Genomic DNA, 11,390 nt, shown 5'->3' with positions numbered 1-11,390 from the left:
TGTATCGGAGGAGAATACAATGTTGTCTACCAAGGATAGAGCCGAAACCTGCAAGGACCAGATCCGCGCGTTCCTGGCGTCGAATTTCTACATAGCCGATGCGGATGCTCTGGAGAGCGACACGTCCCTTCTCGACCAAGGCATCGTGGACTCGACCGGGGTACTTGAGGTTATCGGCTTTATCGAGGAGACCTTCGGCATCATAGTCGAAGACAGCGAGCTCCTGCCGGAGAACCTCGATTCGATCCAAGGGATTGCGCAATACGTCCTCCGCAAGAAGAACTGATCGCGGAAATCTTGCGTAGCGCTGCGCTTTGCCCGCTGCAGATCGACCGGGCCTGCCGCAGTCGCGGCGTGGCTCAGGCTTGCGACATGGTATGCGCCACAACCACCCTGCCCTCGCCGGCCTCGTTCTTGACCGCGCGTATGGTTTCGTAGGCCCTGGAACGCTCCAACAGGCTCATGACTTGCCGGTCCTGGCCGAGTCCGACCTCGAAGAGCAGGATGCCTCCGCGCCGCAAGTAACGTGGCGCGTCCTTGATCACCCGCATATGGATGCTCAGGCCATAGGGGCCAGCCGCAAACGCTTCACGCGGCTCGAGCTCGGTCAAATGCGCACGGTCGCCCTCAAGCCGCTTGTCCGAAATATAAGGCGGATTGCAGACGATCACGTCGATCGTGCCCTCAAGTTCCAAGCCTGAGAAAGCGCTGAACAAATCGCCCTGAAGCACCGACACGCGATCCGCCATGCCGTGATGAGCGACGTTGCGGCGCGCGATTTCGACGGATCCATCGGTGAGGTCGCTCGCCCAGACGCGCGCGGTGGGAGCGTAGTGCGCGATGGCGCACGCCAGATTGCCGGCCCCACAGCACATGTCGACGACGCGCGGCGCCGGCATGTTCATTTGACTGAGAACATCGAGAGCCGTCGCACCGAGCAACTCCGTCTCAGGCCGAGGAACGAGCGCACCGGGCGCAATTAGCAACTCCAGCCCCATGAAGACGGTGCGGCCTTTGCTGTAGGCGTCGGCGACATTGATCTCTTCGCTCACGACAGACCTGCCTTCCTGAATTTACCGATACCCGACAACTGCGTATCAATTAAGTGTATCTCAAATTCATTAAATTCTCGATGGGCAGATCGAAAAACACTCGCTGCCATAGGCTTTGAAGACATCATGCAACAAAGAGTGATCACAAGCCTCTCATCTGTCGCATGGTTGGGAATATTGTCTCATCATTGGGAGTATTCCCTATTCGCTCCCGGTTATCCCCAGCCTCGCACGACCAATTCCCGAATTCTCTGACCTGCGCCACGATTTTGCTACATTTTGATCAAATGGCACATACGTGAGCAACTCGTAATGTTTCAGTAGCTAACGGAACGCAACCGCTTTCCGCAAGGCAAGAGGATTTACCCATCATCGTTACCAATAAGATTGCGCGGCTTCTCCGCGCGAAAGACCGCAGCTCATGAAGTCAACGCAAGGGCGCTCGCCCGATCTACGTTCTGCTATGTTCGGTTCAATGCACGGACTGGTTGGCGTCGGCGTTTTCTCGGCAGTGATAAACGTTCTCGCCTTGACCGGCTCCGTCTACATGCTCCAGATCTACGATCGCGTGCTGCCTTCGCAGAGCGTGCCGACCCTTGTCGGATTTACGATCGGGATGCTGGGCCTCTACGCGGTCTACGGGCTTCTCGATTTCGTCCGGCTTCGCCTGTTGGTCCGCATCGGCAGCCGCCTGCATAGAAATCTTCAGCAAAAGGCGTTCGCTGCCTCGCTTTCCTTGCCGCTCACTGCAGGGCAGGATGCGAACCGGGTGCAGCCGCTTCGCGACCTGGACCAGCTGCGCGGCTTTCTTTCCGGACTGGGGCCAACAGTCGTCTTCGACGCTCCCTGGATACCGTTTTACATGGTGGTCATCTATCTGCTGCACCCTGCGCTTGGTGTGCTGGCAACGCTTGGCGCGGCCGCTGTCGTACTTTTGACGGTTGTCGCGGAAGTCGTTGCCCGCAAGCCCGCCGCACGTGCGTCTGAAACGCTCGTGGCACAGCGGCTTCTTGCCGATTCCGGCCGCCGCAACGCCGAGGTTGTCCAGGCGATGGGCCTTTCCGCCCAGCTCGGTCGGCGCTGGAATGAGATCAGTCATCTCTATCTCAAGAACCAGGAACAGCTCTCCGATGTCGTCGGCGCAGCAAGTTCATTGTCGAAAACACTCCGAATGGCGCTGCAATCGTCCGTTCTGGGGCTGGGCGCCTATCTTGTCATCGGCGGCGAGGCTTCGCCCGGTGTGATCATCGCATCGTCCATATTGCTGGGCCGCTCGTTGGCGCCGGTTGACGTGGCGATCGCAAACTGGAGAGGATTTCTGGCCACCCGGCGAAGCTATTCCGATCTGGCGGCAGCGTTGGACGCTTTCGGCAGCCAGAACGACCCTATGGAACTGCCGCGCCCGCAGACACAGCTTGTCGTCGAGGAACTGACGGTCGCGCCACCAAGCCTGCAGAGACCAACGCTCGTCAACGTAAGCTTTCGCTTGTCGAGTGGCGCGGGGTTGGCGATCGTCGGCCCGAGCGGCTCCGGCAAAACGACGCTCGTGCGTGCTTTGGTCGGGGCCTGGAAGCCGCTTCGCGGAACGGTAAGGTTGGACGGCGCCTCGCTCGATCAATGGAATTCGGAGCTGCTCGGCGCTCACATCGGCTATCTGCCCCAGGACGTTGAGCTCTTCGACGGAACGATCGCAGACAACATTTCAAGGTTCGGCGGCAAGAGCGATGCCAAAGGCGTGCTGGCGGCCGCCAGGGCTGCGGGTGTGGACAAGATGATCATGCGGCTGCCGGAAGGTTTTCAAACGCGCGTCGGCGAAGGCGGAGCGGCCCTGTCGGCTGGTCAGAGGCAGCTGGTCGGGCTCGCCAGAGCACTTTATGGCGATCCATTCCTTGTCGTTCTCGACGAACCAAATTCCAATCTGGATGCCGACGGCGACGTTGCCCTGGCCGGGGCAATCCTGGCGGTGCGCCAACGCGGCGGCATCGCAATCGTCGTTGCGCATCGTCCGTCAGCTCTCGTCAACATCGATCAAGTGCTCGTCTTGTCGAATGGCATGCTCCATTCCTTTGGCTCGCGCGAAGACGTTCTGGCAAATGTGATCCGGCCCTTCCCGCGGCCAAATACTGTCGTCCCGCTGCAGCAAGGTGCAAGCGGGCATGCGTGAGGGATTGCCAGTGTCTAACATGACCATGTCGTCTCATGTTGCGGCCGGTGGCGAAAGCCAATCGGTTGGGGCAAAGCCAGAGCCGAATGGCATCCGGACCGATCTGCTCTTGGGTCTGGCCGCACATTGTCGTTCCGCCGTGGAAAGGTGCAGGCAGGCATATGTGAGGTATCGCTCTACCGCGACCGTATCATCATATGCCGCGGTCGGTAGCGAAAGCCAACCGATCCCGACGAACCCAACCGAAGAGCCGGATGGTATCAGGGCCAACCTGCTTCTGGGCCTGGCGACCACCTTCCTGCTGATCGTCGGCGGAGGGCTCTGGCTGGGATTGACCAAGATCGCCGGCGCGGTGATTGCGCCCGCCACCGTGGTGGTCGAAAGCAACATAAAGAAAGTCCAGCATCAAACCGGCGGCACCGTCGGTGGCATCTTTGCCCAGGACGGAGATCATGTGCGTGCCGGCGATGTGTTGGTCAGGCTGGACGATACGTTGACGCGAGCAAACCTGCAGATAGTCAGCGAGGAGCTCAATCGCGCCACCATTCGTCTGGCGCGGCTGGAGGCAGAGCGGCAGGGCCTGCCGGAAATGCAACTTCCGCCCGGCGTTCGCGCCCAGATGGGCGACCCGCAACTGGCGGCACTTGTCCGTGGCGAGCGCGCCGTGTTCGAAACCCGTGCTGCGGCGCTGGCTGGCCAGAAGGCACAATTGCAAAGCCGCTCGAAACAGTTGGAACGTCAGATCGACGGGCTCAAGGCGCAGCAGGCGGCGATGGACGAGTCACTGGATCTGCTGACGCGGAACCTTGCTGACGTCGAGTCTCTCTACTCGAAGAAATTGATCTCCAAAGAGCGGCTGAGCAATGTCAGCTTGGAGAAGAGCCGGACTCGCGGCGAGTCCGGACGCCTTGTCGCGGCAATTGCGGAGGTCCAAGCCCGCATCAGTGAGACTGACCTTCAGGTGCTTCAGCTCGATGAGCAAATGCGGAGCGAGGTAACGAGCGAACTTCGCGAAACGGAAGCCAAGCAGACCGAACTCAATGAGCGCAAAGTCGTGGCGGAAGACGAGCTCGCCAGGACAGATATCCGCGCGCCACAGTCGGGAACGGTACAAGAATCCTCCATCCACACCGTCGGAGGCGTGATTGCCCCCGGGGAAGTGCTCATGATGATTGTGCCCGATGCCGACAATCTGGTCGTGGACGCCCTCGTTTCTCCAGAGCGTATCGATGACGTACGTCCTGGACAGCGGGTTTCAATCCGCTTTCCGGCCTTCGATGTAGGAACGACACCCGTTTGCCAAGGCTCGGTCAAACGCATCTCTGCAGATCTGATTAAAGATCAGCAACGTCAGCTTTCTTACTTTTCGACGCGCATCAACGTCGAAAATGCAGCGACCTGCCTGACAGGAGCGAAAATACTCAAACCCGGCATGCCCGCCGAAGTTCACATAAGCACCGACGAGCGCAATGTCTGGTCCTATTTGCTGAAACCCTTCACCGACCAGGTTTCCAGAGCCTTCAAACAGTGACGCAATCGACAATCCAGACAGGACCAAGGTGCAGGCGGTCTATTGGACCGCCGCACTTTCAAGGGCACTGCTGAACCTTACCTCGATCGTATCTCCCGGTGCCACCTCGGTGTCCTCTCCGGCTGACTGTTTGCGCCATTCCTCACCGACCTTGCGGATGATCGTGATCTGAGCCTGGATGCTCTCGCCGGCAACCGGCAGCGGCTGGGCGGACGCTCCTGTGGGTTGCAACTTCTGGCTGGCGGCGCGAAGTCTTGCGGTGGTATCGGCAAGGCGCACGTTGGTATCCTTCAGCTCGGTCAAGAGACCGATCCTTCTCAGGTTGTTATTGCGCTCGTGCTGCCTGGCGAAATCGTCCTGCTGGCGTCGTGTTGTCATGAGCTCGACCGACGTTTCGAGCGCGCGGCTGGACGACAGAAGCACACCGCGCCGGACATCTGCGAGCCTGTCGTTGGTCAGATTGCCTGCTTTATGTGCTTTTGTTACCCGTGCCAGATCGTCCTCGTCCGCTTTCACGGCTTCCACCTCGGCCTGTTCGCGCTTGAGCAGGACTTCGATTTGCGCTGCAGCATCCTTGGCGCTCTTTTCGAGGTAGTTTTGCTCCTGCTGGAAGTTGTCCAGCGAAAGCTTGAGCCCTTCTGCTTCAGCCTGGGCGATCGCTGACACAAAAGCGGTCGATAGGGGTGACCCTTTTGGTGCTTGCATGTCGAATTTCGCCTCGTTCTGGAGTTCGGCGCGAAGGCGGGCGCTATGAAAGTGATCTCTGGTGTATTCTCCCCAAAGCGATTCATAGTCGCGCCGCAGATCCACCGGATCGGGGCCGACCTGGTTCGCCCGCGACCGCAACAGGCTGAAACCGCCAGACACTGCGATCGCCTGCCGCACCGTCATGAGCGGCCGGTAGGCCTGCTGCCCGGGAGTGAGCACGTCGCCGGTCACGTAGATCGGGCGATAGTCTGCTATCACTGCGGTCACGTCGCTCGGCTTGATGACGATCATTTGCTCTCGCCCATCAGGCAGGCGCTGGTGGAAGATCTTGGTTGGCAAGATCGTCTCCATCCGCGTCTGCAATTCGGCTGGCGTCAGACCGCCGACCGAAACCATCCCGACTTCGGGAAGCGCGATCGTGCCGTCCATCTGGACCGTGGCCCGCTGCGTTCGTTCGGGGATGGAGGCAATTCCTATCTCGACGGTGTCGCCGGCGGAAAGTCGATAAGCGACCCGCGTCTCCGCTGCGGCCGCCATATCCACGGCAGAAAACATACCAAGCGCGGCGAGAAGGATTCGATTAATGAGGGTCATTGGCGACAATCTCCTTCTGCTTCGATCCTGATTCTTCAGCCCAATCGAGACGGGCGACGAATTCGTGCACCGGCCCGCCAGGCACGCCCCAGTTGCTCGACCAGATCACCTGTGAGCCGTCTGGCGAAGGCGAAGCATGGGTCTCGCTCCAATAGTCGAACGGAGCGTTCCGCGTTTGCACGATACGCCGAACCTCTCCACTTCCGTCGATGCGCAGCGCGATCACTTCTCGCGCATACGGCGCCCAGTCCGGATTGGCTGATATCTCGTCAGGATTGCCGCCATAACTGAGGAACGCCCAACTGGGCCTGCCCAGTGCACGCAGCGATGCATGCTCGGCCTCACCGAACTTCATAAGCGAGGTGACCTTCCCGTCGGAGAGCCTCCGCTTGATCACCTGATATTTGTCGGGATCGGCTTTGCTGATGCCTACATAGACTTCGCTGCCATCCTCATCGATTGTCAGATCGCCGTGACCGGGTCGATGATGCTCCGTCCACCTTTGGCGCAACGTGCCATCAACGGCGAAAATGCCTCTTTGTTCAGTGCCGTCCGACAGGTCTTGAAAGCAAAGGATATTCGTCCCGAGGGGGGAGATCGTGCAGGCGCTGTTGTTTCCGGCAAGCTGAGCCAGATCGATGTCCGGAAATTTCCGCCGCTGGTTGAGGTCGTATGCAAAGACAACCATCGCGCCATCCGCACGGATAGCGCGCACCGCTATGCGATCACCGTCACGGCTTGGATTGCCTTTGGACGGCCCGAACCTCAGCTCGTTATAATTTGTCGCGACAAACAGCACATCTTCGCGATTGGTCCGAGGCGCCCAGGTCGAGATCTTCCGATCCTGAACGCAGATCATCAAGTCGGCATTTCGCGGGTGCCATTCACATTGGTCCGATCTATTGCGGCGAAATAGCGGGGCATACGTTTGCCCGTCGAAGAAGCACATACCATTGCAGCCGTTGGTGATGACGAGCAGGCTTTGGTCCGCATTCCAGGCTTGGGCGCTCGAGTAACGGTGGCTGCAATATTTTTCGCCGCATGCAATCCCATTGCCAAGCACTCCCGGCTTGGTAATGCGGGTGAAGACCGTCCCAAACGCGGGGTCTGTCGCCGGGCGCAAATAATCGGGTAAATCCATCGTTACCGGCGCAGTAAACTGTGCCGACACGCTGCTTTGCTGACCTCCGGCCGTAGGCAGACCCAACGACATGGCAGCGGCAATCAACAGCGGAGCCAATGCACGCGGGTGAAAGGTCATGTCATATAGCTCATTTCGTGTCGGACGCGACCTTCGCTGAGGCGCGCCTCCCACCATCCGATGGTTCGCTCCAACCCTTCACGCAGGCTGGTCTGCGCCCGCCACCCGGTCTTACCTTCGAGGCGCGAAGAATCGGCCAGCAGGGCACGGACCTCGGAATTCTGTGGCCGCAGGCGGCGTTCGTCGCGATGGACGGGCTTTTTGGTGCCGCTCAGCTCGAGCACCAGATCCAAAATGTCCGAGATCGTCACGGCGCGTTGGCTCCCGGCATTGTAGGGGCGACCAAATTCAAGCTCGGCCGAACCTGCTGTCAGGAACGCCGCGGCAGTGTCTTCCACAAAGGTGAGGTCGCGGATCGGGCTTGTGTCCCCGACCATGATCGCCGGGCAATTCTTGTCGAGGACTTGCCTTATGATGGTCGGTACGATGGCCCGTTCACTCTGACGCGGGCCGTACGTATTGAACGGCCTCACGATGACCACGGGGGTGTCGAACGACCTGGCGAAGGACTCCGCCATCATGTCTGCGCCGATCTTGGATGCCGAATATGGTGACTGGCCCTGCAGTGGATGGGATTCATTGATGGGCATCGTCAAGGCAGTGCCATAAACCTCGCTGGTCGAAGTGTGCACCACACGCTCGGTCTCCCATTGGCGCGCCGCTTCGAGGACGTTCACCGTGCCCAGTATGTTGGTCTCCACATAGGACTGGGCGGCCGCATACGAATATGGAATCGCAATGAGTGCGGCGAGATGAAACACGACGGCCTGGCCACGCACGATCCGGTTCAGGAACGCACTGTCGCGAACGTCGCCGCGGACAAGATTCAGCTGGCTTCGAATAGTGTCCGGCAAATCATCGAGCCAGCCATGACTGTCGAAGGAATTGTAGAGGGCCAGCGCAGTGACATCCGCCCCGTTACGGACGAGCGCTTCAGTGAGATGCGACCCGATGAACCCATCGGCGCCCGTGACCAGAACTTTTCTGCCCCTGTAATTCATGACTGTGCGTTCCCCCTATGACGTGAAGCGCTGACCTTGCAAACCCAACGGAGCGCGGCCATGCCCAAGCTGCTCTCACATGCCGATCGGCGGCGTGACCGGGCCGATCGGCGGCGGTGAAACCAGGCCGATGACCGCCAGAAAACCGCGCACCATCCAAACGATATCGGAGGCGACCGTGCGCTGCGGATAATAGGCAAGGTCAAGCCTGGCCTTGGCAGGGAACAGAACCTCACGGTAGAAAAGTAGCGGATCCTCGGATCGCGGATAAAAATGGGCTTCATGCCGGAAGAGAACCTGGGCCGGACCCAGCAAGCCCGGCTTGTATTGCAGAACGGCCTCAAAGCCGCCGCGGAAACAATCGGCGAAGACAAGGCTCTCCGGTCGCGGTCCGACAATTGCCATGTCGCCTCTTAAGACATTCCACAGTTGCGGAAGCTCGTCGAACTTGGTGAGTGCCAGAAACCGCCCTATCGTCGTCATACGACTGTCGCCGGCCATGGTCAGCGCCAGGCCGCCGGCGTCGCATCGCACGGCGAATTTGCGGAACTTGTACATGCGGAATGGCCGCCCACCAGCACCCACGCGGGTCTGCGCAAAGAAGACAGGCCGGCCGCCTTCCAGTAAGAGCGCCAGGGCGATCACCAGCATCAGCGGAGCGAAGACGATGACGGCTGCCGTAGCGATGATGAGATCAATTGCCCGTCTCGCGAAGCCATGGGCGGCGCTCGAGACAATGGGTCGATGAATGGATAAATCCAAGGCATTCATGCTGCTGTTCCTGCTTGGGCGCAGCTGTTGATCGCAGTGGCAAGCGCTACCGCCACTGATTCGACCACAGGCGCGGTGATTTGGGGATGCAGCGGCACCGTGAGCTCACGCTGGGCAAAGTCTTCTGTCCGCGGCAAATGGGTGCCGGGAAAAAGCTCGCGATAGAGAGTCATTTGGTGCACCGGCGGATAGTGAATGGTGGTTTGTATTCCTTGCCTGCGCAATTCGTCGATGACGTCTTGCCTGTCGGCGTAACGTGGCAAAAGGACAGGCATGATATGGTAAGCCGACGTCCGCGGCTCGTGGAACGGGACAGTTACGGCCGGACAATGTTTTGCGATGAGACGTCGATACAGTATGACCAGTATGCGCCTGATCTCGTTCCACTCCTGCAGGTTCTGCAGCTGGACCAATCCGATGGCAGCCCGCATCTCATCCATGCGATAGTTGAATCCGAGCATGGTGACATCATACTGCGGCGTGCGACTGTTCAGTCTCTGATGTGTCCCCGTGGTCATGCCGTGACCACGGGCCTGACGGATTGTCTCAAGCAGCTTGCGATCTCGGGCGATCACGGCTCCACCTTCCGCCGTGGTCATATTCTTGTTGCCATAAAAGCTGAAGGCGGCCGCGGCACCAAATGTACCCACCTCCTTCAAGCCGGGCGCATGCGCGGCATCCTCGATGATCTGCAGCCCCCGGGCGCGGGCGAATTTCTGCCATTCTTCCCGATTGGCTAGGTAGCCGGCAAAATGTACGAGAATGACCGCTTTGGTGCGCGCGGTGCATCGCGCTTCGGCTTCCACGATCGACATCAGCGGCACGTCGGCGGACTCGATGTCGACAAAGACCGGAGTGGCACCGACGTAGAGGACCGCGTTTGCGGTCGCGACGAAAGTCATCGACGGGACCAGCACTTCGTCGCCTGGTCCGATACCGAGTGCATGCAAAATGAGATGAAGCGCTGCGGTACAAGAACTGACCGCGACGCAATCATCCGCACCATGCATGGCGGCAAAAGCCTCTTCAAAGGCCTTCACCTGCTCTCCCATGGTCAGCCATCCGCTATCGACGACCTTGGACAAAGCTGCCTTCTCCGGCACACCCAAAATTGGGGCACTGACCAAGAGCATCATAACCTCCTAGACTGTTAGACTACGGGATTGGCTTCGTGATCTCGTCATGCGGCCGTGGCAGTGACCTCGATCGAGGCCGACTGGTCTTCCCAGGAAATGGCTTGTGCGTTCTGGAAGTCGTCGACGCGCCCGATATCGAGCCAGAGACCATCATGCTTGTACACGTGGACGGGTGTTCCGTTTTGCATCATCTGCAGCATCAGGTCGTCGAACCCGAAGGGAATGCCGGATGGAATAAACGGCAGAACGTCTGGATTCATGCAGTAGATTCCCATGCTGACAAGGTGCGAAAGCGTCGGCTTTTCGCGAAAGACCTGAACGGTGTTATCGACTTCGTCGATGACGCCGAAGTCCATCTTGATCAGGCGGCAGGCTGTGGCGATCGTTACCGGGTCGGTGTGCTTGCGATGGGCTGCCACAAATCGACTGAGGCTCAAATCGGTGAGGACATCGCCATTGAGAACTATGAACGGTTCTGTCAGCTCATCCCGGATCAACGAGAGCGGGCCGATGGTGCCGAGCGGCTCCATCTCTTGCGTATATCGAATTTTCAGGTTCCACTGCGAGCCATCCCCACACACCGTGCGGATCAAGTGGCCGAGATACCCGGTTGTGATGTAGACCTCCTGGATACCATTGCGTCGCAGCCACTTCAGAAGCATCTCGAGAACCGGCCGGGCACCAATCGGCATGAGCGGCTTTGGCAAGACCGATGTGAAGGGGCGAAGGCGTGTGCCCATTCCGCCACATTGAATCACTGCTTTCATCTGAATTCTCCCCATGTTCACTCGGCCTGAGCGCTGTCGTCACGGCCGCAGCATCCGAAAGTCACTTTCTTGTTCTCTTACAAAGACCGATGGGATTCCCGCCGGCCCTTATCCGGACATTGCATCTGGATGGTATGTGGCCGTCGGGGTTGATGTCGTCGTGCATTCGAATGGTAGCGATCTAGACATTATGGTGTTCAATGGCCGTGCTGATCGACGAAGGCTGGCGCCGGTCGCAAAGGCAGGTTCGGAGCGGGATTCAGCGAACAGTTCTTGGCCGGTCAGCTTGTGGCCATGAGACCGACAAAACCCAAATGAGTGCTTGCAGTGAGCCAAGTGTCCATCAATGCCGGAACGACCTACAACAACCCGGCGATTGCGAGATATCGGCTTCGAAGCGCGCTG

General features: G+C 59.2%; 10 protein-coding genes. 3 read left to right on the top strand and 7 right to left on the bottom strand.

Features of this window, described 5'->3' with window-relative positions:
* The first annotated feature begins 19 nt into the window (after positions 1–19).
* Positions 20–286 (top strand): acyl carrier protein, encoded by a 267-nt coding sequence (locus tag ABID19_RS17530; protein WP_352930017.1) that lies wholly within the window; start codon positions 20–22, stop codon positions 284–286.
* 73 nt (positions 287–359) lie between these two features.
* On the opposite strand, the gene ABID19_RS17525 is transcribed toward ABID19_RS17530, so the two are convergent.
* Entirely contained in the window at positions 360–1,052 is a 693-nt protein-coding gene (locus tag ABID19_RS17525) for a N5-glutamine methyltransferase family protein (protein WP_354492249.1), read from the bottom strand.
* 421 nt (positions 1,053–1,473) lie between these two features.
* Here ABID19_RS17525 and ABID19_RS17520 point away from each other — a divergent pair, with 421 nt between their 5' ends.
* Positions 1,474–3,216, top strand: coding sequence for a type I secretion system permease/ATPase (locus ABID19_RS17520; protein ID WP_354492248.1), 1,743 nt, complete (start codon positions 1,474–1,476; stop codon positions 3,214–3,216).
* A gap of 19 nt (positions 3,217–3,235) precedes the next feature.
* A complete protein-coding gene (locus ABID19_RS17515) occupies positions 3,236–4,747 on the top strand; it encodes an HlyD family type I secretion periplasmic adaptor subunit (RefSeq protein ID WP_354492557.1) in 1,512 nt (503 codons plus the stop codon).
* 39 nt (positions 4,748–4,786) lie between these two features.
* Here the strand turns inward: ABID19_RS17515 and ABID19_RS17510 are convergent, their stop codons facing one another.
* The 6 genes from ABID19_RS17510 to ABID19_RS17485 form a co-directional block, all read right to left on the bottom strand.
* Positions 4,787–6,049 (bottom strand): polysaccharide biosynthesis/export family protein, encoded by a 1,263-nt coding sequence (locus ABID19_RS17510; protein WP_354492556.1) that lies wholly within the window; start codon positions 6,047–6,049, stop codon positions 4,787–4,789.
* Complete coding sequence (locus ABID19_RS17505; RefSeq protein ID WP_354492247.1) at positions 6,036–7,310, bottom strand: hypothetical protein; 1,275 nt, start codon at positions 7,308–7,310, stop codon at positions 6,036–6,038. Before ABID19_RS17505 ends, ABID19_RS17510 begins: the two co-directional genes overlap by 14 nt.
* Positions 7,307–8,311: an SDR family NAD(P)-dependent oxidoreductase gene (locus tag ABID19_RS17500; RefSeq protein WP_354492246.1), complete on the bottom strand. Its 1,005-nt coding sequence runs from the start codon at positions 8,309–8,311 to the stop codon at positions 7,307–7,309. The genes ABID19_RS17505 and ABID19_RS17500 overlap by 4 nt, the downstream gene beginning before the upstream one ends.
* Positions 8,312–8,386: 75 nt before the next feature.
* A complete protein-coding gene (locus ABID19_RS17495) occupies positions 8,387–9,082 on the bottom strand; it encodes a sugar transferase (protein WP_354492245.1) in 696 nt (231 codons plus the stop codon).
* Positions 9,079–10,215: a DegT/DnrJ/EryC1/StrS family aminotransferase gene (locus tag ABID19_RS17490; protein WP_354492244.1), complete on the bottom strand. Its 1,137-nt coding sequence runs from the start codon at positions 10,213–10,215 to the stop codon at positions 9,079–9,081. The genes ABID19_RS17495 and ABID19_RS17490 overlap by 4 nt, the downstream gene beginning before the upstream one ends.
* A gap of 47 nt (positions 10,216–10,262) precedes the next feature.
* Entirely contained in the window at positions 10,263–10,985 is a 723-nt protein-coding gene (locus tag ABID19_RS17485) for a nucleotidyltransferase family protein (protein WP_354492243.1), read from the bottom strand.
* Between the last annotated feature and the right edge of the window lie 405 nt (positions 10,986–11,390).

The organism is Mesorhizobium robiniae (assembly GCF_040545535.1).
GTDB classification, from domain to species: Bacteria; Pseudomonadota; Alphaproteobacteria; order Rhizobiales; family Rhizobiaceae; genus Mesorhizobium; species Mesorhizobium robiniae.
This window is presented reverse-complemented; position numbering and strand designations above follow the sequence as displayed.

Bases quoted from the DNA above. Each gene is read 5' to 3' on its own strand.
- ABID19_RS17530 (WP_352930017.1), top strand. From the start codon at position 20: ATGTTGTCTACCAAGGATAGAGCCGAAACCTGCAAGGACCAGATCCGC.
- ABID19_RS17520 (WP_354492248.1), top strand. From the start codon at position 1,474: ATGAAGTCAACGCAAGGGCGCTCGCCCGATCTACGTTCTGCTATGTTC.
- ABID19_RS17515 (WP_354492557.1), top strand. From the start codon at position 3,236: ATGACCATGTCGTCTCATGTTGCGGCCGGTGGCGAAAGCCAATCGGTT.
- ABID19_RS17510 (WP_354492556.1), bottom strand. From the start codon at position 6,049: ATGACCCTCATTAATCGAATCCTTCTCGCCGCGCTTGGTATGTTTTCT.
- ABID19_RS17505 (WP_354492247.1), bottom strand. From the start codon at position 7,310: ATGACCTTTCACCCGCGTGCATTGGCTCCGCTGTTGATTGCCGCTGCC.
- ABID19_RS17500 (WP_354492246.1), bottom strand. From the start codon at position 8,311: ATGAATTACAGGGGCAGAAAAGTTCTGGTCACGGGCGCCGATGGGTTC.
- ABID19_RS17495 (WP_354492245.1), bottom strand. From the start codon at position 9,082: ATGAATGCCTTGGATTTATCCATTCATCGACCCATTGTCTCGAGCGCC.
- ABID19_RS17490 (WP_354492244.1), bottom strand. From the start codon at position 10,215: ATGCTCTTGGTCAGTGCCCCAATTTTGGGTGTGCCGGAGAAGGCAGCT.
- ABID19_RS17485 (WP_354492243.1), bottom strand. From the start codon at position 10,985: ATGAAAGCAGTGATTCAATGTGGCGGAATGGGCACACGCCTTCGCCCC.